This is a genomic window from Paraburkholderia pallida, from assembly GCF_004524855.1.
Classification (GTDB): Bacteria; Pseudomonadota; Gammaproteobacteria; order Burkholderiales; family Burkholderiaceae; genus Paraburkholderia; species Paraburkholderia oxyphila.
The window spans coordinates 42,635-64,536 of sequence record NZ_CP038149.1; the positions used below are offsets into that span (position 1 = coordinate 42,635).

20 protein-coding genes are annotated in these 21,902 nt (G+C 65.5%); 14 read left to right on the top strand and 6 right to left on the bottom strand.

Going from position 1 to position 21,902, the window contains the following annotated elements; all coding sequences use genetic code 11:
- Window positions 1-224: 224 nt before the first annotated feature.
- Entirely contained in the window at window positions 225-752 is a 528-nt protein-coding gene (locus tag E1956_RS15570; protein WP_134750740.1) for a chromate transporter, read from the bottom strand.
- A complete protein-coding gene (locus E1956_RS15575) occupies window positions 749-1,360 on the bottom strand; it encodes a chromate transporter (protein ID WP_134750743.1) in 612 nt (203 codons plus the stop codon). The genes E1956_RS15570 and E1956_RS15575 overlap by 4 nt, the downstream gene beginning before the upstream one ends.
- A gap of 95 nt (window positions 1,361-1,455) precedes the next feature.
- Here E1956_RS15575 and E1956_RS15580 point away from each other — a divergent pair, with 95 nt between their 5' ends.
- The gene (locus tag E1956_RS15580) at window positions 1,456-2,361 is read left to right on the top strand and encodes a transcriptional regulator GcvA (RefSeq protein WP_134750745.1); all 906 of its coding nucleotides are present in this window, start codon (window positions 1,456-1,458) and stop codon (window positions 2,359-2,361) included.
- Window positions 2,362-2,546: 185 nt separating this feature from the next.
- Here E1956_RS15580 and E1956_RS15585 read toward each other — a convergent pair whose 3' ends face one another.
- Window positions 2,547-3,302 carry an LOG family protein gene (locus E1956_RS15585; protein ID WP_134750747.1) on the bottom strand — a complete coding sequence of 252 codons (756 nt, stop codon included), beginning with the start codon at window positions 3,300-3,302 and terminating at the stop codon, window positions 2,547-2,549.
- A gap of 1 nt (window position 3,303) precedes the next feature.
- Here E1956_RS15585 and polA point away from each other — a divergent pair, with 1 nt between their 5' ends.
- From polA to E1956_RS15600, 3 genes are all read left to right on the top strand, one after another.
- Window positions 3,304-6,129 (top strand): DNA polymerase I, encoded by a 2,826-nt coding sequence (gene polA, locus E1956_RS15590; RefSeq protein ID WP_134754456.1) that lies wholly within the window; start codon window positions 3,304-3,306, stop codon window positions 6,127-6,129.
- 232 nt (window positions 6,130-6,361) lie between these two features.
- Window positions 6,362-7,717, top strand: a complete 1,356-nt coding sequence (locus E1956_RS15595) for an NAD(P)/FAD-dependent oxidoreductase (RefSeq protein ID WP_134750749.1) — start codon at window positions 6,362-6,364, stop codon at window positions 7,715-7,717.
- An 87-nt stretch (window positions 7,718-7,804) separates the two neighbouring features.
- Window positions 7,805-8,677, top strand: a complete 873-nt coding sequence (locus E1956_RS15600) for a dienelactone hydrolase family protein (RefSeq protein WP_134750751.1) — start codon at window positions 7,805-7,807, stop codon at window positions 8,675-8,677.
- Between the two features lie 24 nt (window positions 8,678-8,701).
- On the opposite strand, the gene E1956_RS15605 is transcribed toward E1956_RS15600, so the two are convergent.
- Together E1956_RS15605 and E1956_RS15610 are read right to left on the bottom strand one after the other, a co-directional pair.
- Window positions 8,702-9,571, bottom strand: a complete 870-nt coding sequence (locus E1956_RS15605) for a sulfurtransferase (RefSeq protein WP_134750753.1) — start codon at window positions 9,569-9,571, stop codon at window positions 8,702-8,704.
- A 136-nt stretch (window positions 9,572-9,707) separates the two neighbouring features.
- The gene (locus E1956_RS15610) at window positions 9,708-10,814 is read right to left on the bottom strand and encodes an aromatic ring-hydroxylating oxygenase subunit alpha (protein ID WP_134750755.1); all 1,107 of its coding nucleotides are present in this window, start codon (window positions 10,812-10,814) and stop codon (window positions 9,708-9,710) included.
- Between the two features lie 309 nt (window positions 10,815-11,123).
- On the opposite strand from E1956_RS15610, the gene E1956_RS15615 reads away from it, so the two are divergent.
- The 6 genes from E1956_RS15615 (at window position 11,124) to E1956_RS15640 (ending at window position 16,861) form a co-directional block, all read left to right on the top strand.
- Window positions 11,124-11,453, top strand: coding sequence for an exodeoxyribonuclease VII small subunit (locus tag E1956_RS15615; protein ID WP_134750757.1), 330 nt, complete (start codon window positions 11,124-11,126; stop codon window positions 11,451-11,453).
- Window positions 11,450-12,343: a polyprenyl synthetase family protein gene (locus tag E1956_RS15620; protein ID WP_134750759.1), complete on the top strand. Its 894-nt coding sequence runs from the start codon at window positions 11,450-11,452 to the stop codon at window positions 12,341-12,343. Before E1956_RS15615 ends, E1956_RS15620 begins: the two co-directional genes overlap by 4 nt.
- An 86-nt stretch (window positions 12,344-12,429) precedes the next feature.
- Window positions 12,430-14,337, top strand: coding sequence for a 1-deoxy-D-xylulose-5-phosphate synthase (gene dxs / locus E1956_RS15625; protein ID WP_134750761.1), 1,908 nt, complete (start codon window positions 12,430-12,432; stop codon window positions 14,335-14,337).
- Between the two features lie 183 nt (window positions 14,338-14,520).
- On the top strand, window positions 14,521-15,330 hold the full coding sequence (gene folE2, locus E1956_RS15630) for a GTP cyclohydrolase FolE2 (RefSeq protein WP_134750763.1): 810 nt from the start codon (window positions 14,521-14,523) through the stop codon (window positions 15,328-15,330).
- A gap of 107 nt (window positions 15,331-15,437) precedes the next feature.
- A complete protein-coding gene (locus tag E1956_RS15635; protein ID WP_134750765.1) occupies window positions 15,438-15,617 on the top strand; it encodes a hypothetical protein in 180 nt (59 codons plus the stop codon).
- A gap of 128 nt (window positions 15,618-15,745) precedes the next feature.
- Window positions 15,746-16,861 (top strand): porin, encoded by a 1,116-nt coding sequence (locus E1956_RS15640; RefSeq protein WP_134750767.1) that lies wholly within the window; start codon window positions 15,746-15,748, stop codon window positions 16,859-16,861.
- A 134-nt stretch (window positions 16,862-16,995) separates the two neighbouring features.
- Here E1956_RS15640 and tsaD read toward each other — a convergent pair whose 3' ends face one another.
- Window positions 16,996-18,030 carry a tRNA (adenosine(37)-N6)-threonylcarbamoyltransferase complex transferase subunit TsaD gene (tsaD, locus tag E1956_RS15645; protein ID WP_134750768.1) on the bottom strand — a complete coding sequence of 345 codons (1,035 nt, stop codon included), beginning with the start codon at window positions 18,028-18,030 and terminating at the stop codon, window positions 16,996-16,998.
- A gap of 192 nt (window positions 18,031-18,222) precedes the next feature.
- Between tsaD and E1956_RS15650 the strand changes: the two genes are divergently transcribed.
- The 4 genes from E1956_RS15650 to E1956_RS15665 all read left to right on the top strand — a co-directional run bounded on the left by E1956_RS15650 (window position 18,223) and on the right by E1956_RS15665 (window position 21,801).
- Window positions 18,223-19,449: a BaiN/RdsA family NAD(P)/FAD-dependent oxidoreductase gene (locus tag E1956_RS15650; RefSeq protein WP_134750770.1), complete on the top strand. Its 1,227-nt coding sequence runs from the start codon at window positions 18,223-18,225 to the stop codon at window positions 19,447-19,449.
- Window positions 19,450-19,591: 142 nt separating this feature from the next.
- Complete coding sequence (locus E1956_RS15655) at window positions 19,592-20,560, top strand: universal stress protein (protein WP_134750772.1); 969 nt, start codon at window positions 19,592-19,594, stop codon at window positions 20,558-20,560.
- A 297-nt stretch (window positions 20,561-20,857) separates the two neighbouring features.
- Complete coding sequence (gene rpsU / locus E1956_RS15660; RefSeq protein ID WP_013434742.1) at window positions 20,858-21,070, top strand: 30S ribosomal protein S21; 213 nt, start codon at window positions 20,858-20,860, stop codon at window positions 21,068-21,070.
- A gap of 284 nt (window positions 21,071-21,354) precedes the next feature.
- Window positions 21,355-21,801 carry a GatB/YqeY domain-containing protein gene (locus tag E1956_RS15665; protein WP_134750774.1) on the top strand — a complete coding sequence of 149 codons (447 nt, stop codon included), beginning with the start codon at window positions 21,355-21,357 and terminating at the stop codon, window positions 21,799-21,801.
- The last annotated feature ends 101 nt before the right edge of the window (window positions 21,802-21,902 follow it).

The window sequence follows — 21,902 nt, forward strand, 5'->3', positions numbered from 1 at the left end:
ATCTCAGGCATTCGAGTCTATAGGGTTTGCCTTGTGCTTCGCCTGCATTGCGTGGACAGGCAAGCGATCGCCCTGGCCTGTCCTGCTCCGGCGTAACCTTCGATCAGATAGTTCTGCGAAAAGGCTTCAATTGGCCGTTTGGCGCATAGCGCCGGCATGCGTCGCCGGCCCGCGAGTCGCTAGCCGCGATTGGGCTCATCCGGACGAATGACGGCTCGGGGCCGCTACTGCCCAAATCCCGTCAACCCGATCAGGCTCCCCGCCGCGAGCAGCCACAGCGGATGGATCTTCGTGCGCATGGCGAGCACGGCGCACACGCCCGTGATGCCCCATGCGATCCACGTGGGATCGGAGGCTTTCGCAATCAGCATCGCACTCGCGGCCACGAGCCCCGCCGTGATCGGCACGAGTCCGCGCTGCGCGATGCGCCGCCACGGCCGGTCCTTGAAGCGGTCCCACGCGTGAAGCGCGGCCACCGTCACGAGCGAGGAGGGCCCGAACTTCGCCACCGACGTCACGAGCATGCCGGCCCAGCCGGCCACGTGCCATCCCACGAGCGTCACGATCATCATGTTCGGCCCAGGCGCGGCTTGGGCGAGTGCAAACAGCGCGCTGAACTCGCTCGCGGGCATCCAGTGATGCACCTCCACGACCTGGCGCTGCATCTCCGGCAGGATCGTGTTGCCGCCGCCGAAGGCGAGCAGCGAGAGCTGGCAGAAGATCGTGGCGAGCGCAATGAGGGTGGCGCTCATTGTGCTTCTCCCGCGCGGCGGGCGGCACGGGCCGCAACGGCGATGCCGACCGGCGTGAGCACGAGCATGGTGGGCAAGAGCGGCACGCGCAACAGCGCGATGGCGATGAAACCCAGCAATGCAATCACGGCAGCGGCCGGGTCGCGGCGCAGCGGCAGCACGATCTTCGCGGCCATGGCGATCAGCAGCCCGGCTGCCGCGGCGGCGAGGCCGACGAACAGGTGCCGCACGTGCGGATCGTTCTGCGTGCGCTCGTAGAGCACGCCCAGCCCGATCACGACGAGCGACGGCCCGGCGATCAGCCCGAGCAGCCCGGCGAGGGCGCCGCGCCAGCCCCTGAAGCGCATGCCTACCGCCACCGAAAGGTTGATCACGTTGCCGCCAGGCAGGAATTGGCACAGGCCGAGGAGGTCAGTGAATTCGGCGGCCGAGAGCCAGCGGCGCTGCTCGACGATGGCGCGGCGCGCGAGCGGCAGCGCGCCGCCGAAGGACGTGAAGCCGAGGCCGAGAAAGCCGAGGAACAGATCACGTACGCTGGGTGTGCCGGGCGCGTCGTCTGCGGGGATGGCGTTGGCCTCGGAGGTGGAGGAGGCGGGATGTTGTTTCATGCGAAGACCTCGATGGCAAGCTCGAAGCGTAGCGCCGAACTTCCCTCGCTCAAAACGATTTCTCGGCCGGGTTCTTGTGACCTAGAATCACAAGCATGGCTCGCTCCCTTCCTCCCTTTCCCGCGCTGCGCGCGTTCGAAGCCGCGGCGCGGCACAACAGCTTCACCGCCGCGGCGGCCGAGCTCCATGTGACTCACGGTGCAATCAGTCGCCAGGTTGCGGCGCTGGAGGCGTGGGTGGGCGTGCAGGTGTTTCATCGGCACGGCAAGCGCGTCGCCCTGACCGAGGACGGGCGGCGCTATCTCGGAGCCGTGCAGGGGGCGTTCGACAGCATCGCGCGCGCCACGGCGGAGCTGCGCGATACCGGCGTCGTCCACGTGCTGCGCGTGAATGCGCTGCCCACGTTCGCCATGAAGTGGCTGCTGCCGCGTCTTTCGCAATTCCAGCGTCTCGCGCCCAACGTGGAATTGCGCCTTGCCACGTCGAACGGGCCTGTCGAGACGCTCGATGCGTTCGATGTCGCCGTGCGGCGCGGACCGGCGCATTGGCCGGACTGTGCGAGCGGCTATTTTCTCGACGAAACAGAGTTGCCGGTGTGCAGTCCGGCGCTATTGAAGCGTGCGCCGATCCAGTGCGCCAACGATCTCGCGCGCCACGTCCTGCTGCATTCGGACACGCGCCCCGATGCGTGGCGCACGTGGCTCGCCGCCGCCGGCGTCACGGCCAAGTGCAGGAAGAAGCAGTCGTTCGACCATTTCTATCTGGCCTTGCAGGCCGCGGAGGACGGGCTCGGTGTGGCGCTTGGACCGCTGCCGTTGCTGGATGACGAGCTGGCTTCGGGGCGTCTCGTCGCGCCGCTTGCCGGCCCGCATCTGGACGCGCGTGGCTACTGGTGGGTTGCGCGGCGCGAGGTGGCGGACGTGCCCGTCGTCGCGCAGTTTTGCCGGTGGCTAGAGGAGCAGGCTAGCGCGCTGCCGGGCAGCATGAGCGCAACGGGCTGAGTTGAGGGGGTGAATTGAGGCCGGGCATGCAAGTCGCGCGCCTGAAAGCCCGAAGAAAGTTTTGCGCATGTGCCGTGCCTGCGCGGCGCGGCACATGCAAGCGCTGCGAAGTCAGCGCGTCAGGCGGGTTGTGCAGCGCACTCGCGCGCGGGCGCGAGGCGCCGGCACGCGAGCGACGTCGAACATCAAAGATAGAACATGCGGTCTTCGTCGGGCTCGGGGCGGCTCGGGTGTTCCTTCTCCGGTTCCTCGCCGCTGTCCTCGTAGAACTTGAGCACGGCTTCGAGTACCTGGTCGGGGTCGTCGATCACCTGCATCAGGTCCATGTCTTCCGGATTGATCAGACCCATCGGCACGAGCGCCGAGCGGAACCAGTCGAGCAGCCCCTTCCAGAAATCCGCGCCCACCAGAATGATGGGCACGTGGCGCGACTTCTTGGTCTGGATGAGCGTGAGCACCTCGGCCAGTTCGTCGAGCGTGCCGAAGCCGCCCGGCATCACGATCACGGCATCCGAGTTCTTGACGAAGGTGACCTTGCGCGTGAAGAAATGGCGAAAGCGCAGCGAGATGTCCTGCCACTGGTTGCCCGATTGCTCGTGCGGCAACTCGATGTTCAGGCCCACGGAAGGCGACTTGCCCGCGTGCGCGCCCTGGTTGGCGGCTTCCATGATGCCGGGGCCGCCGCCCGAGATCACGGCGAAGCCCGCGTCCGAGACTTTGCGCGCGATCGTTTTGGCGAGCTGGTAGTACGGCGAGTCCGGTTTCAGGCGGGCAGAACCGTAGATGCTGACCGCTGGCCGGATCTCGGACAGGTATTCGGTCGCCTCGATAAACTCTGCCATAATCGTGAACATCTGCCACGATGCGCGCGCCTTCTTGGCCGTTGCGCGCTCTTGATCTGCGAGTGAACGCAGACTCGGAATCACTTTTCTCTTGTCCATAATGCCTGAAGAACTACGCGTGGATACAAAGCTACAGCAACAAACCGGGCTGGAAGGTAAGACCCTGCTGCTGGTCGACGGTTCTAGCTACCTCTATCGTGCCTTCCATGCAATGCCTGATCTGCGCGGTCCAGACGGCGAACCGACAGGTGCGCTATACGGCATCATCAATATGCTGCGCCGCATGCGCAAGGACGTTACGGCAGAGTATAGCGCGTGCGTGTTCGATGCAAAGGGCAAGACGTTTCGTGACGACTGGTATCCCGAGTACAAGGCGAACCGGCCATCCATGCCCGAGCCGCTCGCGGCGCAAATCGCGCCTATCCACGAGGCCGTGCGCTCGCTCGGCTGGCCGCTCCTGATGATCGAAGGCGTCGAGGCCGACGACGTGATCGGCACGCTCGCAAGCCAGGCGGAAAAGCTCGGCATGAAGGTGGTCGTGTCCACGGGCGACAAGGACCTTGCGCAGCTCGTGACCGACCACGTCACGCTCATCAACACGATGACCAACGAGATGCTCGACCGCGAAGGCGTGATCGCGAAGTTCGGCGTGCCGCCGGAGCGCATCGTCGACTATCTCTCGCTGATCGGCGACACGGTGGACAACGTGCCGGGCGTGAACAAGTGCGGCCCGAAGACGGCGGTGAAGTGGCTCACGCAATACGGCACGCTCGACGGCATCGTCGAGCATGTGGATGAAATCAAGGGCGCCGTCGGTGGCTATCTGCGCGAAGCGCTCGACTTCCTGCCGATGGCGAAGAAGCTCGTCACGGTAGAGACCGCTTGCAATCTCGCGCCGCACCTCGAATCGATCGAGGCGTCGCTCGCCACGCGTCCCGAAGCACTCGAAGACCTGCGCGATATCTTCGCGCGCCACGGCTTCAAGACCTGGCTGCGTGAGGCGAACGACGCCATTCAGAACGGGACCGTGGCTGCGCCCACGGCCACGGCGACAGCGGCCACAGCGGAGAAGGCGCCCGAGAAGGACGCGAACGTGCAGCCCGCATTGTTCGTCGACGCGCCGCGCCACTACGACACGATCCAGACATGGGATCAGTTCGACGCGTGGCTCAGGAAGATCGAAGCGGCAGAGCTCACCGCGTTCGACACGGAAACCACCGCGCTCGATCCGATGGTGGCGAAGCTCGTGGGCATGTCGTTCTCCACCGAGCCTGGCAGCGCCGCGTATCTGCCGCTAGCGCATCGCGGGCCCGACGCTCCCGAGCAACTGCCGCTCGACGAAGTGCTCGCACGCCTGAAGCCGTGGCTCGAAAGCGAGCAGCACAAGAAGGTCGGCCAGCACATGAAGTACGACGAGCAGGTGCTCGCGAACTATGGCATCGAGCTGAACGGCGTCGAATTCGACACGCTGCTCGAATCGTACGTGCTCGAATCGCATCGCACGCACGACATGGACAGCCTCGCGCTGCGCCATCTCGGCATCAAGACGATCAAGTACGAGGAGGTCGCGGGCAAGGGCGCGCAGCAGATCGGCTTCGACGAAGTGGCGCTCGAGCAGGCCGCCGAATACGCAGCCGAAGACGCCGATGTCACGCTGCAACTGCACCTCGCGCTCTATCCGCAGATCGTGCCCGAGAAGGGCCTCGATTACGTGTATCGCGAGATCGAATTGCCCACCTCGCGCGTGCTGCGCAAGATGGAGCGCAATGGCGTCCTGATCGACACGGAGCGGCTTGAGAAGCAGAGCGCCGAGATCGCGGTGCGGCTCGTCGAGCTCGAACAGCAGGCCTACGCGCTCGCGGGCGGCGAGTTCAATCTCGGCTCGCCCAAGCAGATCGGCCAGATCTTTTTCGAGAAGCTGCAACTGCCGGTCGTGAAGAAGACGCCGAGCGGTGCGCCGTCCACCGACGAAGAGGTGCTGCAAAAGCTCGCCGAGGACTACCCGCTGCCCAAGCTGCTGCTCGAGCATCGCGGTCTTGCCAAGCTCAAGTCCACCTACACCGACAAGCTGCCGCGCATGGTCAACGCGCAAACGGGTCGTGTCCACACGAACTACGCGCAGGCGGTGGCGGTCACGGGCCGGCTCGCCTCGAACGACCCGAATCTGCAGAACATTCCGGTGCGCACGGGTGAAGGCCGGCGCATTCGCGAGGCGTTCATCGCGCCGCCGGGCTGCAAGATCGTGTCCGCCGATTATTCGCAGATCGAACTGCGCATCATGGCGCACATCTCGGGCGACGAGTCATTGCTCGAGGCGTTCAAGCGCGGCGACGACATTCACCGCGCGACGGCGGCGGAAGTGTTCGGCGTGACGCCGCTCGAAGTGAGCAACGACCAGCGGCGCATCGCCAAGGTCATCAACTTCGGGCTGATCTACGGCATGAGCGCGTTTGGCCTTGCCTCGAATCTCGGCATCACGCGTGATGCGGCCAAGCTCTATATCGACCGCTATTTCGCGCGTTATCCGGGGGTGGCGCGCTATATGGACGAGACCCGCATGGACGCGAAATCGCGCGGCTATGTCGAGACCGTATTCGGCCGCCGCCTGTGGCTACCCGAGATCAACGGCGGCAACGGTCCGCGCCGCCAGGCCGCCGAGCGCGCCGCCATCAACGCGCCGATGCAGGGCACGGCCGCCGATCTCATCAAGCTTTCGATGATCGCCGTGCAGCAGTGGCTCGACAAGCGCAAGATCGCCACGAAGATGATCATGCAGGTCCACGATGAACTGGTGCTCGAAGTGCCCGACGACGAACTCGCCGAAGTGCGCAAGTGCTTGCCGGAACTGATGTGCTCGGTGGCGAAGCTGAAGGTGCCGCTCGTGGCCGAAGTGGGTGTGGGTGCGAACTGGGAAGAAGCGCACTGAGGGTGCACGCGGGGGATGCAGAGCGCGCGCACGGACAGGCCGTAACCGCAGCCGCGCCGTTGCGCAAGCGGCCGGAGCAGATGTCGCTAATGCGCACCGCGCGTCTTGCCGCGGTGCGCAGCGTCAGCCGACAATGAGCCGGAGACCGACGCCGCGCTGCCTGTGAGCGCCGATATTGAATATCGGATCAGCGTCGGATGTTCTATCGCCTGTCGACATGCACGGAGAGTCTATGCACCGCTTTATCGTTGTGGGAGGAGGCGCCGGAGGCCTCGAGCTGGCAACACGGCTAGGCGATCGTTACGGCGAAAGGCGTGCGAAGCGCGGCCGGCCGCGCGCCGCCGTCACGCTGGTCGACCGCAACCCGACGCATATCTGGAAACCGCTCCTGCATGAAGTCGCGGCGGGCAGCATGGACCCGTTCACGCAAGAGCTCGAGTACGCGGCGCAGGCGCGCTGGCACGGCTTCGAATTCCAGCAGGGCGAGCTGACCGGGCTCGACCGCGCGGCGAAGCGCATCACACTCGGCGCGGTGCAGGACGAAGACGGTGGCGAGATGCTGCCCGAGCGCGTGCTCGAATACGACACGCTCGTGCTCGCGATCGGCAGCACGACGCACTTCTTTGGCGTGCAGGGCGCGGCGGAAAACTCCATCGCGCTCGACACCGTCGAGCAGGCCGAGCGTTTTCGCAAGCGCCTCATCGCGGCGTGCATGCGCGCGGAGCATCAGGAGCCGGAGCCCTGGATTCATGGTCAGCACGATCACGAAGGCAACGAAGTGCCGCGCGTGCAGATCGCGATCGTCGGCGCGGGTGCGACGGGCGTCGAGCTTTCCGCCGAGCTGCGCAACACCGCGCAGGTGCTCTCGGCCTATGGCCTGCACAAACTCGATCCGAGTCGTGATGTGGGCATCGTGCTGATCGAATCGGGCCCGCGCATTCTGCCCGCGTTGGCCGAGCGCGTTTCTTCGGCCACTACGGAGCTGCTGCGCAAGCTGGGCGTGCGGATCATGACCGGCGAGCGCGTGATCGACGTGGCGCCGGGCGTCGTGCGCACGGCGAGCGGCAAAACCGTGCGCGCGGACCTCACCGTGTGGGCCGCGGGCATCAAGGCGCCGGCGGTGCTCTCGGAGCTCGACGGCCTGCCCGTCAACCGGCTCGGTCAGTTGATCGTGCGCCGCACGCTGCAAACCGAAATCGACGATAACGTTTTTGCGCTAGGTGACTGCGCCGCCTGCGATTGGCCCGGCCACGAACGTGGCGTGCCGCCGCGCGCGCAGTCCGCACACCAGCAGGCCTCGTTCCTGTTTCAATCGATGGGCGACCTGCTCGCGGGGAAGCCGCTGCCGGAGTTCACGTATCGCGACTTCGGCTCGCTCGTCTCGCTCGGCCACTTCAGCGCGGTCGGCAACCTGATGGGCGGGCTGATCGGCGGGAGCATGCTGATCGAAGGGCTCTTCGCCCGCTTCATGTACATGTCGCTGTACCGGCTGCATATCGCGGCGCTGCACGGCTATGCGCGCATGGTGCTCGATACCTTTGCGCACTGGCTGCGGCGCACGACGCTGCCGCGCGTGAAGCTGCACTGATGCGGATGATGCGCCGGAGTTTAACGGCTCCGGCGCTGCGCCGGTTCGTGCGGTTCTCTTGTGTCGTCCTTTCGAAAGGAGCGTCGCATGCTCAAACCTGAAGTCGACAGCCTCGTCTCGCACGTGCCGTTCGACCGGCGCACCTTCATCAAGGCCGCGCTCGGCAGCGGTTTTGCCGCAGCCGTGCTGCCAGTCTCCGCACAAACGATCCACACGGACAGCGTGGGCCTCGAAGCCGGCGAGATCGCGTTCGAGTCGAGCGGCACGCTGATTCCGGCCTACCGCGCGCAGCCGCGCGGCAAGACCCATCTGCCGGTGATCATCGTGATTCACGAGATTTTTGGCGTGCACGAGCATATCGCCGATGTGTGCCGGCGCTTCGCGAAGCTCGGCTATCTGGCCATCGCACCGAATTTTTTCGAGCGCGAAGGCGATGCGTCCGCGTATCAGACGATTCAGCAGATCGACCAGAACATCGTGAGCAAGGTACCCGACGCGCAGGTGCTCGGCGACATCGACGCTGCGCTCGTCTGGGCTGGCCAGAATGGCGGCGACCTCAAGCGCGTGGGGATCAACGGGTTCTGCTGGGGCGGCATCTACGCGTGGCTCTATGCCGAGCGCAATCCGCGTGTGAAGGCTGTCGTGTCGTGGTACGGACGTGTGGCTGGCGCTCGCACCGCGAACTCTCCGCAGAATCCGCTCGATCTTGTGGGCAATCTGCAAGTGCCGGTGCTGGGGCTCTACGGTCTTCAGGACAAAAGCATTCCGCAGGACTCGCTCGAGCAGATGAAGGCGGCCATCGCGCAAGGCCCGCAGGGCGGGCGCGGCTCGCAGTTCGTCGTGTATGACGACGCGGGCCATGCGTTTTTCGCGGACTACCGGCCGAGCTATCGCAAGGCCGATGCGGAAGATGGCTGGAAGCGCACGATTGCGTGGTTCAAGGAGCACGGCGTCGGCTGAGGCCGGCGCCGTGCCTCATGTGGCTCAGGGGTTCGGGCCCGTCGCCACGGGCCGTTTCGGGTCCGAGCACCACTCGCTCCACGAGCCCCCATAGAGTGCCGCGCCATGCATGCCGGCGATCTCCATCGCCAGCGCGTTATGGCAGGCCGTCACGCCCGAGCCGCATTGCAGCACCACGTGCTCGGGCGTCTTGCCCGGCAGCAGCGCGCCGAATTCGTCGCGCAGCGTGTGAGCGGACTTGAAGCGGCCGTCGGGCGTGAGATTGTCCACGAAGTAACGGTTGATCGCGCCGGGGATATGGCCACCCACGGGATCGATCGTTTCGTTCTCGCCGCGATAGCGGTCGGCGGCGCGCGCATCGACCACCGTGAGCTCGTGCGTCGCGAGGTTGCGCTCGACGGCCTGCGCGTCCACTGTCACCTGCAGCGGCGCCCCGGCCTTGAAGGTGCCTTGCGTGCCTGCCGGCACATCCTTCGAGAGCGGGAAACCGGCCGCCTGCCAGGCATGCAGGCCGCCGTCGAGCACGGCGACCGAATCGTGTCCGAGCCAGCGCAGCAGCCACCACAGGCGTGCCGCGTACCGGCCGTCCTGTTCGTCGTAGGCGACCACTTGCTGACCCGCGTTGAGCCCCCAGCTCATGAGCGTGGCGACGAGCGACGCGCGATCGGGCAGCGGATGACGCCCGTTCTTGCCGGTCTTCGGACCCGAGAGGTCGCGGTCGAGGTGCAGATAGCGCGCGCCCGGCAGATGGCCGGCGGCGTAGGCGGTTTCGCCCGCGGCGGGGTTCGCGAGGTCGAAGCGGCAGTCGAAGACGAGCACGCTGCCGGGCGCCGCGGTGAGGCGCTCGTGCAGGTTGGTGGCCGAGATCAGCGTGGTGTAGTGGGTGTGGGGCATGACGGCTCCTTGAATCGTGCATGGCCGGCGATTCGCAGTGGTCTTTGCCGTGCCGGCCCGATGCCGTCAGTCTAAACAAAAAGACGGGCCGAAGCCCGTCTTTCCGTGATGCGTTGCCTGCCCGCGAATCAAGCGCTCAGATCGTGCCGAGCTCGCGGCGCAGGAACTCGTGGAAGTGCTGCATGCCGTCTTCCATCGGGCTCTGGTACGGGCCGACTTCCGAGACGCCCCGCTCGAAGAGCGCGCGGCGGCCGGCGTCCATGCGCTCGGCGATCTCGTCGTCCTCGACGGCCGTTTCCATATAGGCGGCACGCTCGGCCTCGACGAACTCGCGCTCGAACAGCGCGATTTCCTCGGGGTAATAGAACTCGACGATGTTCGTCGTCTTCTGCGTGCCCTGCGGAATGAGCCAGGAGCAGACGAGCACGTGCGGATACCACTCGATCATCAGACCGGGGTAGTACACCATCCAGATCGCGCCGAACTCCGGCGGCACGCCGTTACGGAAGCGCAGGACCTCGTCGTGCCACTTGCGATAGGTGGGGCTGCCAGGCTTGCCGAGATGGTTGTGCACGCCCACCGTCTGGACGCTGTACCATTCGCCGAACTCCCACTGCAGGTCGTCGCACGACACGAAGTTGCCGAGACCCGGATGGAACGGCACGACGTGGTAGTCCTCCAGATAGACCTCGATGAATGTCTTCCAGTTGTAGTTGCACTCGTGGATCTCGACGTGATCGAACATATAGTCCGTAAAGTCGAGATGTTTGGCCGGCCCAAGGCGTGCAAGATCGCGGGCGACATCGCGCCCGGCTGACTCGAAGAGCAGGCCGTTCCACTTTTGCAGCGGCGTGCTGCTCAGGTTCAGGCAGGGCTTGTCCGCGAAATGCGGCGCGCCGAGCAGTTCGCCCTTGAGGTCATAGGTCCAGCGATGCAGCGGACATACAATATTGTCTGCCGTGCCGCGACCGTTTAGCATGATGGCCTGGCGGTGGCGGCAGACGTTCGAGAGCAGCTCGATCTCGTTGCTTTTGTTGCGAACGAGCACGCGACCCTCTTTCTCGCTGGGCAGCGCAAAATAATTCCCCGCTTCGGGCACCATCAATTCGTGGCCGACGTAGCGAGGACCTTTCTGGAAAAGCGTTTCGATCTCGCGCTTGAGAAGCGCTTCGTCAAAGTAAGCCGTGACTGGCAGCTGACTATGAATGGACTTCAGCTGCAATGCATTGCTCAGATTGGACATTCCCACTCCCGATGAAGACGTGAAAGCAGTGAACAACCCAACCATCGAAGATTCGATTTAGGGAGCCGGAGATTATAGCCTGATTGCATCCGGCGGGCTAGCTAAGTTGCTGATTTTTGCAGGAATTGCGTCAAGAAACCGCCAGGAATGCGGTATAAACCGCGACAATAAAGCGCAAAATGCGGCCTTCCGGCACCGATTCGGGCAAACCCCTGGCGTGTGGCCGGCAGGGTACACGCGCCGGCGAGCGGGGCGGTTGGGGGGCTTTTGCCGTAGAATGTCCGCCTTGTTTCATTTTGGCGACCACCCATGGCGAAATCCGCATCGAAAGACCGCGCCGGCGCGGACAAAGGCGCCGAAGCAGGCGCGGATGAGGCGTCTCTCGCCGGCCTGCCGCAGAGCTACGAGGCAGGCCTCGCCGAGCTCGACGCGCTGGTGGCGCGCATGGAAGGCGGCAGCTTGAGTCTCGAGGAGTCGCTGGCTGCCTACCGCCGCGGCGCCGTACTGGTGAAGTTCTGCCAGCAGCAACTCGAAAAGGTTGAACAACAGGTGCGCGTGCTCGACGGCGAAACGCTGCGGCCCGTGCCCCTCAATACGACAGGCAGTTCCGCCGCTGGCGGAGACGACGACGATCTATGACATTTGACCAATGGACCCGGCAGGTGCTTGACCGGGTCGAAAGCGCGCTCGATCACTATTTGCCGGCAGCCGACGTGCAGCCTGCCCCGTTGCACGACGCCATGCGCTATGCCGTGCTCGGCGGCGGCAAGCGCGTGCGCCCGCTGCTGTGCCATGCTGCGGGCGAACTGACGAACGCGGCGCCCGAGGCGCTCGACGCGGCGGCGTGCGCGCTGGAGATGATTCACGTCTACTCGCTCGTGCATGACGACATGCCTTGCATGGACGACGACGACATGCGTCGTGGCAAACCCACCGTACACGTCAAATATGACGAACCGACGGCGCTGCTGGTCGGCGACGCGCTGCAATCGCAGGCCTTCATCACGCTAACGTCCGATGTGTCGGGGTTGGGTGACTCGGCTCAGCGCCAGGCCTCGCTCGTGCGCGAACTCGCGCTCGCGAGCGGCTCGATCGGCATGGCCGGCGGCCAGGCGATCGATCTCGCGAGCGTGGGTCACTCGCTCACGCGCGAGCAGCTCGAAACGATGCACCGTCTGAAGACCGGCGCGCTGCTGCGCGCCGCGGTGCGCATGGGTGCGCTGGCGGGCGAAACGCCCTCGGCCGACGCGCTCGCCGCGCTTGATCAGTACGCAGCGGCCGTGGGCCTCGCTTTCCAGGTGGTGGACGACATTCTCGACGTCACCGCCGACTCGGCCACGCTGGGCAAGACCGCCGGCAAGGACGCGAAGGACGGCAAGCCGACCTACGTGTCGATCATCGGCCTTGATGCCTCGCGTGTGCTCGCGCAGCAGTTGCGTGAGAACGCACATGCGGCGCTTGAACCGTTCGGCGCGCGCGCGCAGCGCCTCGCCGAACTCGCTGATCTGGTTGTGAACCGGGTGAGCTGATTGCGCCAACCCGCCCACGCGCATGAACGGGAATTCATGCGCGGACAGAAGTGCGGGAGCGCTCGATTTCCTACAATGGAACGACGATGTACGACTTGCTGAAAACCATTGACGACCCGGCGGATTTGCGCCGCCTCGATCGCCGCCAGTTGCAACCGCTCGCCGACGAACTGCGTGCCTTCGTTCTCGACAGCGTCTCGCAAACGGGCGGCCACTTGTCGTCCAACCTCGGTACGGTCGAGTTGACGATCGCGCTGCACTACGTGTTCGACACGCCGCGCGACCGCATCGTCTGGGACGTGGGCCATCAGACCTATCCGCACAAGATCCTGACGGGCCGCCGCGACCAGATGTCGACGCTGCGCCAGCTCGGCGGCATCTCCGGCTTTCCGAAGCGTGACGAGTCCGAGTACGACACGTTCGGCACCGCCCACTCGAGCACCTCGATCTCGGCGGCGCTCGGCATGGCCGTCGCGAGCAAGCTCAAGGGCGATAACGCCATGGGCATCGCCGTGATCGGTGACGGCGCAATGACCGCCGGCATGGCCTTCGAGGCGATGAACAACGCGGGCGTGGAAGACGACGTGCCGCTGCTCGTCATCCTCAACGACAACGACATGTCGATTTCGCCGCCGGTCGGCGCGCTCAATCGCCATCTCGCGCGCCTCATGTCGGGCCGCTTCTACGCCGCCGCGCGTGCGGGCGTGGAACGCGTGCTGCGCCATGCGCCGCCGGTGCTCGACCTCGCGCGCAAGCTCGAAGAGCACGCGAAGGGCATGATCGTGCCGGCCACGCTGTTCGAAGAGTTCGGCTTCAACTACATCGGGCCGATCGACGGTCACGATCTGGACTCGCTGATCCCCACGCTGCAGAACATCAAGGAGTTGCGCGGTCCGCAATTCCTGCACGTGGTGACGAAGAAGGGCCAGGGCTACAAGCTCGCCGAAGCCGACCCGGTCCTGTACCACGGCCCCGGCAAGTTCAATCCGGCCGAAGGCATCAAGCCGTCGACCACGCCTGCGAAGAAGACCTACACGCAGGTCTTCGGCGAATGGCTGTGCGACGCGGCCGAGCTCGACTCGCGCGTGATCGGCATCACGCCGGCCATGCGCGAAGGCTCGGGCATGGTCGAGTTCGAGAAGCGCTTCCCGGACCGCTACTACGACGTTGGCATTGCCGAGCAGCATGCGGTGACGTTCGCGGGCGGTATCGCGGCCGAAGGCTTGAAGCCGGTCGTCGCGATCTACTCGACCTTCCTGCAGCGCGCCTACGACCAGCTGATTCACGACGTGGCGCTGCAGAACCTGCCCGTGGTGTTCGCGATCGACCGCGCGGGCCTCGTCGGCGCGGACGGAGCGACGCACGCGGGCGCCTACGACCTCGCGTTCATGCGCTGCATCCCGAACATGATGGTCATGGCAGCATCGGACGAAAACGAATGCCGCCAGATGCTCTACACGGCGCTCCAGCAGGACTGCCCGACGGCCGTGCGCTACCCGCGCGGCGCGGGTACGGGCGTCGCGACCGTCAAGCAGATGGCCGCGCTGCCGGTGGGCAAGGGCGAAGTGCGCCGCGAGAGCAATGCGCCGGCAGGCCAGCGCGTGGCGATCCTCGCGTTCGGCACGATGGTTGCGCCGGCACTGGCCGCTGCACAGGAGCTGGACGCCACCGTGGCGAACATGCGCTTCGTGAAGCCGCTCGATGCGGAGCTTGTGCGCCAGCTTGCCGAGACGCACGATTACCTCGTGACGGTCGAGGAAGGCTGCATCATGGGCGGCGCGGGCTCGGCCTGCGTGGAAGCCCTCCTTGAAAGTGGGGTTATCAAGCCCGTACTACAATTGGGCCTCCCCGACCGCTTCATCGACCACGGCGACCCGGTCAAGCTGCTGGCGGGCGTTGGCCTCGACGCGGCAGGGATCGCGAAGTCGATTCGCGAGCGTTTTCTCGACAAAGCCGCGAGCGCGTCCGGCAAGTCGGTGATGCGCGTCGCCTGAGTGGGATTAGCGCCTCGCGGCGCGGCCAGCCTCGTCTGAGCAGGCAGGCCGCGAGCCGCGGCAGTCCACTTCAAAATTGAACCGGCGGCCGGGTTGCGTACCCGGTTTCGCCAGCCAGCGCCGGCTCTTGCCGGCGCTTGCCATTTGCGCGCCGCAAGTTTGGCGCGGCCTGAGGACAAGAACATGAATCAGATGAACCCGGCCTTCGTGATGCCGGACGTCCAGAGCTCCGTCGATACCCGTCAGATCCCGATCCAGCGCGTGGGCGTGAAGGGCGTGCGCCATCCGCTTACGGTCAAGACCGGCGCGGGCGACGTCCAGCCGAGCGTCGGCACGTGGAACCTCGACGTTCATCTGCCGGCGGACCAGAAGGGCACGCACATGTCGCGCTTCGTGGCGCTGCTCGAAGAGAACCGGGCGCCGCTCGAACCGGCGACGTTTCGCACGATGCTGGCCGCGATGCTCGATAAGCTCGAGTCGCAGGCGGGCCGCATCGAGGTCTCGTTCCCGTACTTCGTGAAGAAGGTCGCGCCGGTGTCGGGCGTGGAAAGTCTGTTGGACTACGAAGTGACGCTCACGGGCGATGTGCGCAATGGCGAGACGCGCCTTTCGCTGAAGGTGCTCGTGCCGGTGACGAGCCTGTGCCCGTGCTCGAAGAAGATTTCGCAGTATGGTGCGCACAACCAGCGCTCGCACGTGACGATCGATGCCGAGCTCGCGGGCGACCTGCCCGTGGAAGACCTCATTCGCATCGCCGAGGAAGAAGCGTCGTGCGAACTGTGGGGCCTGCTCAAGCGTCCGGACGAGAAGTTCGTGACGGAGCGCGCGTACGAGAATCCGAAGTTCGTCGAGGATCTGGTGCGCGACGTAGCCGTGCGCCTGAACGCCGATGCGCGCGTGCTTGCCTATACGCTCGAAGCCGAGAACTTCGAGTCGATCCATAACCACAGCGCGTATGCCGTGATCGAGCACGACAAGCGCGCGGCGGGGTGATCGACACGCCGGCACGCGTTAGTTGATTCGATTGCGCGGCGCAGATCGGTGGAGATTGCAACCGCTTACGAAGCGTTCTTCATCGTCTGAATGTCTGAAGCGGAAACATGTCGACGGCAGCTTGTCTGGGCAAGCTGCCGTTTGTATTGGTGAACCTATCCAGCCAGGCTGGGGTACACCCGCTTTGCCTGGTTATCCTGACATTATTTTCTTCTGTTTCTCATCAGGCAGATCGCTCTATCGCCAGCGCGGCAATAACGCTGCGCGAATATGCGGCGATTAATTGAGGTGTGGCAATACCGAGGTCTACCTTCGCCGTTATAACTTCACTGCAACGTGACCTTATAACGAGTCGGCACACGTTACTCGCGAACGATGGCCGATCCATCTACAAGAAGATGACGAAGGAGACAGAATGCGCTTTTGCAGAAAGAGCATTTGCGGTACGGCGTTGATGCTGGCGGCGGTTGGCGCGAATGCGCAATCGAGCGTCACGCTCTATGGCATCGCGGACGCGTTTGTCCAGTTCCTCAACAATGACGGCAAGCAATCCTGGTCGCAGCGCGGCGGCGGAAGCACGCCGTCGCGTTTCGGCTTGAAAGGCACGGAGGACCTTGGCGGCGGGCTGAAAGCCATATTTACACTCGAGAATGGTTTCAACATCAACAATGGCACCGGCTTTGCCGATACGGGCGCCATGTTCTATCGCCAGTCGTGGGTGGGGCTGACACACGAGCAATACGGCACGCTCACGTTCGGCCGCCAGTACCAGCCGACTTTCTGGGTGCTCTACCCAGGCGACCCGTTTTTCGCCAATGAAGTGATCTCGCTGCTGGCCGCGGCCGGTAATGTCGTCGACCGCAATACGATCGGCATGCAGTCCAGCGGCGGGCGGTCGAGCAACTCGGTCGTGTACAAGTCGCCGAAGCTCAATGGGCTCCAGTTGCTGGCCATGTACGCGTTCCAGTCCAGCGTGTCGCAGCCTGCGCCGCAAACGAACGGCAATCTCATCGATATCGCCGCGACCTGGTCGGGCTATGGCCTGAATGCGGGGATTGCATATCAATACCAGCATCCGGGCACCAGGACCCTGGCCAGCTTGCCTTCGGTCCTCAATACGGTTGGAACCGAGCATTTCAATACTGCGGTCGCTTATCAAATCGGCATCGTCAACCTGCAGTTTCTCTATGGCTATCACCGTGCGAAGCATGACGATTCGAGCCCGCTCGCGACCCAGCTCCTGGCCGTGCATCCCTATAGCGTGATGCAAGCCGGCGCCACGATTCAAGCCACCACGGCGGACACGATCGAAATCGCCGGCCTGCAACGCGTCGTGCGCGGTGTGCATGACAATAGCTGGGCAGTGCAACTGGGCATCGACCACAGTCTTTCGAAACGGACGGCCGTCTATGCGCGCGCGGGCTACATGAAGAACAATGGCTCGGCCACGATGAGCTGGTCGGGTGTCGCCGTCACGACGCCGGGCACGAAGCAAACGCTCGCGGTCCTTGGTGTGACGCAGCGCTTCTGACGCAGAGTCTTTCGACGATCTCCGGCTCGCCACAAGGCCGCCGCGGGCGAGTCTCGTGTCGCTGTGGCTTGTTTGTGCCGCTGGCGAGTTTCTGCCGGGCAGCGTGCGATAGCGCTGGTGAACCCGTGAACCCGCTATCGGGTGTCCTGCGCGAGCGACGCCAGATCCCAGCGTGGCTTCACCGTGAACGCGTAGTCGCGCGTGGCCTGCTCGGGCCAGCGCGCGAGGCGCAGCGCGCCCGCGAGCGCGATCATCGCGCCGTTGTCGGTGCACAGCGAGAGATCGGGGTAGTGGACTTCGAAGCCGCGTTTTTGCGCGGCTGCCGAAAGCGTCTCGCGCAACTGCTTGTTCGCGCCCACGCCGCCAGCCACCACGAGGCGCTTCATCTTCGTGCGCTTGAGCGCGGCGATCGACTTGGCGGCGAGCACTTCGACGGCGGCGTCCACGAAGCCGCGCGCGATATCGGCCTTGCCCTGCTCGCAGATGTTCGTGCCGAGCTTCTTCACCTGCGTGAGCACGGCTGTCTTGAGGCCGCTGAAGCTGAAGTCGAGATCGCCCGAATGCAGCATCGGGCGCGGCAGCTCGACGGCGCCCGGCGTGCCGAATTCGGCGAGGCGCGAGACTTCCGGGCCGCCCGGATAGCCGAGGCCGAGCAGCTTGGCGGTCTTGTCGAAGGCTTCGCCCGCGGCGTCGTCGAGCGTTTCACCGAGCGTCTCGTAGACACCCACGTCGGTCACGCGCATCAACTGCGTGTGGCCGCCCGAGACGAGCAGCGCGACGAAGGGAAAGGGCGGCGGCGCATCGACGAGCAGCGGCGAGAGCAGATGCCCTTCGAGATGGTGAATGCCGACGGTCGGCCGGTTCCACGCCATGGCGAGCGCGTTGGCGACGCTCGCGCCCACCAGCAGCGCGCCGGCGAGCCCGGGGCCTTGCGTGAAGGCGATGGCGTCGATGTCGCTGCGCGCGGCGCCGCTCTTCGCGAGCACTTCCTCGAGCAGCGGCAGCGCGCGGCGGATATGGTCGCGCGAGGCGAGTTCGGGCACGACGCCGCCGTATTCGCGGTGCATGGCGATCTGCGAGTGCAGGGCGTGTGCGAGCAGGCCGCGCTCGCTGTCGTAGAGTGCGAGGCCGGTTTCGTCGCAGGAGCTTTCGATGCCGAGAACGAGCATGGTGTGGCGTGCGGCGGCGCCCCGACTGGCAAGACGAGCCAGGCGAAAACCGTCGCTGAATCAAAGTGAAAGGCGAACTTCAAAGTATAGCAGCGCGGGCAAAACCCGGCTCGCCGCGCCCGGCGCGCGGAGAAGCCGACGAGGCGCCGCCAGGGCGCCACCCCGGCGGGATGCACAGGTAGAATGCGCGCCATGGAATCCTTCGATATCGCCGTGATCGGCGCAGGGGCGGCCGGCATGATGTGCGCGGCGGTGGCCGGTCAGCAGGGCCGCCGCGTGACGCTGATCGATCACGCGCCGCGCCTTGCGGAAAAAATCCGCATCTCGGGCGGCGGCCGCTGCAACTTCACGAATCTGCACGCGAGCCCCGCGAACTATCTCTCGAACAACCCGCATTTCTGCCGCTCCGCGCTCGCGCGCTATACGCCGCGCGACTTCCTCGCGCTGCTGCGCCAGCATCGCGTGACCTGGCATGAGAAGCACAAGGGGCAGCTCTTTTGCGACCAGTCGAGCGAGGCGATCATCGACGTGCTGCGCGCCGAGTGCGACGCCGGGGGCGTGGCGTGGCGGCGGCCCCTGCAAGTCGAGGCGGTGAGTCATGCCGACGGCGCGGGCTTCACGCTCGGCACGCCGCAAGGGCAGATTCGCTCGAAAGCGCTCGTGATCGCGACCGGCGGCCTCTCGATTCCGAAGATCGGCGCGACCGATTTCGCCTACCGCATCGCGAAGCAGTTCGGCCACAAGCTCGTCGACACGCGCCCCGCGCTGGTCCCGCTCACGTTCGCGCCGCAGGACTGGGCGCCCTATGTGCCGCTGGCCGGCGTCTCGCTCGAAGTGCATGTGGCGACCGGCGAGCGCAAGACCGGCGGGGCCTTCGACGAGGATCTGCTGTTCACGCACCGCGGCCTTTCCGGGCCCGGCGTGCTGCAAATCTCGAGCTACTGGCAGCCGGGGCAACCGATTCGCGTGAATCTGCTGCCCGAGCGGCCCGCCGGCGACGCGCTCGTCGAAGCGAAGGGCGCGACAAAGCGCCAGATCGGCAACCTGCTCGCCGAGTGGGTGCCATCCCGCCTCGCGCACGCCTGGCTCGAGTCGCATCAGGTGCCGCTGGAAGCGCGTCTCGCCGATCTGCCCGACAAGACGCTGCGCCGTATCGGCGAGGGTCTCGCGCAATGGACGCTGACCCCGACCGGCACCGAAGGCTACAAGAAGGCCGAAGTGACGCGCGGCGGCGTGGATACGCGCGAGCTTTCCTCCGCGACGCTGATGAGTCAGCGCGTGCCGGGTCTGTACTTCGTGGGCGAGGCGGTGGACGTGACGGGCTGGCTTGGCGGCTACAACTTCCAGTGGGCGTGGGCTTCCGGCGTGGCGGCCGGCGAGGCTGCGGCGGAATTCACGCTCGCTGCGGGCGAGGCCTGACGCGCACCGGCCGCAGCATTGCAAAACACCGGTTTCTGACTGACGTGACGCATCGAGTCTCCAGGACTTGACGCCCGTCATTGTTGGCCCGGCCATGGAGGTTCACGCTGGAACACTGATCCAATGTGGAGAGGTGTGAAAGGTGAACCAGCAAGAAGAACAGGTGCAGTACGGCGTGCCGCTACGGCGAATCATGATTGCGGTGGACGATTCGAATGCCTCTCTGCAGGCGCTGCGCTTTGCCGGGCGCGTGGCGCCGCGCGACGCCGACGTGCGCATCGTCTGTGCCGCCGAGCAGCCGCGCGCCTGGCAGGCCGGCGGCGCCTACACGGCGGGCGATGCCTGGATGAAGGACACGCTCGCCGCCGCGCGCCAGGAGTTGCGTCACGAGGCCGAGCGCACGCTCGAGCGAGCCATGTCCGCGTTCGACGGGCAAGTTGCATCGGTGTCGGGGCACGTGCTCAATCTTTCCGGCGAATCCGGCGCAGTCGTCAACGCCCTGAGCGCGGCGGCCAGCGAATGGCAGGCCGACGTGCTGATTGTCGGGGCGCGTCATCGCGGGCGCGTGAAACGCTGGGTCGACGGCTCGGTCTCGGGTGCGCTCGCCGTGAGTGCGCCGTGCCCGCTGCTGGTCGTGCCGGCCGAGTACGAGGCGCGCGCAGAGGCGCGCTTTGCGCGCATGCTGCTGGCGACGGACGGCAGCGAGGCCTCCGCTCAGGCGATCGAGGCGGCCATGCGGCTCATCACGCCGCAAATCGAGTTGCGCGCGATCTATGTCGTCGACCGCAGCAGCGTGGCCGCCGGTCCGGTGGCCGCTCCGGGGCTGGAGGAGTCGTTCAGCGGAGTCGGGCGCCAGGCACTCGCTGCGGCGAGCGAGCAACTCGGGCCGGCCGGCGACGCCTGCGAAACGGCGCTCGTGGCGACCGGCCTCATCCGCGACGACATCGCCCACACCGTTCTGCGCGACGCGGAGCACTGGAACGCCGATCTCGTCGTGCTCGGCACGCACGGCCGGCGGGGCGTCGCGCGCTGGCTGCTCGGCAGCGTTGCCCAGCGCGCCGTCGAGATCACGCGTGTGCCGCTGCTGCTCGTCGGCCCCCGCGAAGGCTGATCCGCCGCGCTAGCCATATCGCTGCCTGCAAGTCGGTCGGACTTGCCGCGTGGGTCATGATGCCCATGATCTGCGCGGCTGGCGGCCCTGGTTTGGCCACTGTGGCGGCTCGCGATCGGTTCTTGGGGCACACTGGGAAATCGGCGTGAAAGGACCGTTTGACGGACGACAAATGAAGCGGCGAACGTGGGCTTACGGGCCGCTTGGGGTGGGGTTTCCCCCTCAAGTGGCCACGCAATGCGCGAGCACGGAACTGCTATACTTGACTCTCTTTACCCCCTGATCCGTTATTGGAAAATGACGACCATCCGCGTAAAAGAAAACGAACCCTTTGAAGTGGCCATGCGCCGCTTCAAGCGCACGATCGAGAAGAACGGACTGTTGACCGAGCTTCGTGCGCGCGAGTTCTACGAAAAGCCTACGGCTGAACGCAAGCGAAAGAAGGCCGCAGCGGTGAAGCGCCACTTCAAGCGTCTGCGCAGCCAGATGCTGCCGAAGAAGCTGTACTGATTCCGGCGGCGCCATGGCTTCCGTTTTTTGGGAATTCCATGGCGTCGCAAGCAGCCGGCAATGCCGCCGGCCAGCCCGGGAAACCCGGGCCGGACCGGCAACAAAGCCTGAGCTGTCTACATTGGTGTGGCCGCAGCTGTGTCGAATCCGCACCGACCCGCCTGGAAACGCTTCCAGGCGGGTTTTGCATTCTTGTGATGTTTCGGTGCGATGGTTTGGCGCGGTGGCCGCACTGCCCGGGTTTCCCCGGGGATTGTGCAACCCCAACGCATTTCAGGTGAGTGATGAGTCTCAAGGACCAGATCAACGACGACATGAAGGCCGCGATGCGCGCGCGCGAAAGCGAGCGCCTCGCCACGATTCGTCTGCTGCTCGCCGCCATCAAGCAACGTGAAGTCGACGAGCGCGTGACGCTCGACGACGCCGGCATTACGGCGGTCATCGACAAGATGATCAAGCAGCGCAAGGACTCGATCAGCCAGTTCGAAGCGGCCGGTCGGACAGACCTCGTCGAGAAGGAAAACGCCGAGCTCCAGGTCCTGGCCGCCTATATGCCCGAGCAGCTTTCGGACGCGCAAATCGCTGCCGAAGTGCAGGCGGCGGTCGCCCAGGTGGGCGCGAGCGGGCCGCAGGACATGGGCAAGGTCATGGGCGTGCTCAAACCCAAGCTGGCGGGCCGCGCCGACATGACCGCGGTCTCCGGGCTCGTCAAGGCTGCGCTCGCGAAGTAAGGGCCAAGCCTCGCGCGCCGCCGGCCATCGTGCCGTGCGCTGCCGCGAGGCCCGTCACGGGCCGTGCGTATGCGCGTGCCCGGCCTCTGTTATGCGAGCGA

Bases quoted from the DNA above. Each gene is read 5' to 3' on its own strand.
- E1956_RS15665 (WP_134750774.1), top strand. From the start codon at position 21,355: ATGAGTCTCAAGGACCAGATCAACGACGACATGAAGGCCGCGATGCGC.
- E1956_RS15580 (WP_134750745.1), top strand. From the start codon at position 1,456: ATGGCTCGCTCCCTTCCTCCCTTTCCCGCGCTGCGCGCGTTCGAAGCC.
- E1956_RS15585 (WP_134750747.1), bottom strand. From the start codon at position 3,302: ATGGACAAGAGAAAAGTGATTCCGAGTCTGCGTTCACTCGCAGATCAA.
- folE2 (WP_134750763.1), top strand. From the start codon at position 14,521: ATGAATCAGATGAACCCGGCCTTCGTGATGCCGGACGTCCAGAGCTCC.
- E1956_RS15615 (WP_134750757.1), top strand. From the start codon at position 11,124: ATGGCGAAATCCGCATCGAAAGACCGCGCCGGCGCGGACAAAGGCGCC.
- tsaD (WP_134750768.1), bottom strand. From the start codon at position 18,030: ATGCTCGTTCTCGGCATCGAAAGCTCCTGCGACGAAACCGGCCTCGCA.
- E1956_RS15595 (WP_134750749.1), top strand. From the start codon at position 6,362: ATGCACCGCTTTATCGTTGTGGGAGGAGGCGCCGGAGGCCTCGAGCTG.
- E1956_RS15650 (WP_134750770.1), top strand. From the start codon at position 18,223: ATGGAATCCTTCGATATCGCCGTGATCGGCGCAGGGGCGGCCGGCATG.
- dxs (WP_134750761.1), top strand. From the start codon at position 12,430: ATGTACGACTTGCTGAAAACCATTGACGACCCGGCGGATTTGCGCCGC.
- E1956_RS15640 (WP_134750767.1), top strand. From the start codon at position 15,746: ATGCGCTTTTGCAGAAAGAGCATTTGCGGTACGGCGTTGATGCTGGCG.
- E1956_RS15600 (WP_134750751.1), top strand. From the start codon at position 7,805: ATGCTCAAACCTGAAGTCGACAGCCTCGTCTCGCACGTGCCGTTCGAC.
- E1956_RS15610 (WP_134750755.1), bottom strand. From the start codon at position 10,814: ATGTCCAATCTGAGCAATGCATTGCAGCTGAAGTCCATTCATAGTCAG.
- rpsU (WP_013434742.1), top strand. From the start codon at position 20,858: ATGACGACCATCCGCGTAAAAGAAAACGAACCCTTTGAAGTGGCCATG.
- E1956_RS15570 (WP_134750740.1), bottom strand. From the start codon at position 752: ATGAGCGCCACCCTCATTGCGCTCGCCACGATCTTCTGCCAGCTCTCG.
- E1956_RS15605 (WP_134750753.1), bottom strand. From the start codon at position 9,571: ATGCCCCACACCCACTACACCACGCTGATCTCGGCCACCAACCTGCAC.
- E1956_RS15575 (WP_134750743.1), bottom strand. From the start codon at position 1,360: ATGAAACAACATCCCGCCTCCTCCACCTCCGAGGCCAACGCCATCCCC.
- E1956_RS15620 (WP_134750759.1), top strand. From the start codon at position 11,450: ATGACATTTGACCAATGGACCCGGCAGGTGCTTGACCGGGTCGAAAGC.
- E1956_RS15635 (WP_134750765.1), top strand. From the start codon at position 15,438: ATGTCGACGGCAGCTTGTCTGGGCAAGCTGCCGTTTGTATTGGTGAAC.
- polA (WP_134754456.1), top strand. From the start codon at position 3,304: ATGCCTGAAGAACTACGCGTGGATACAAAGCTACAGCAACAAACCGGG.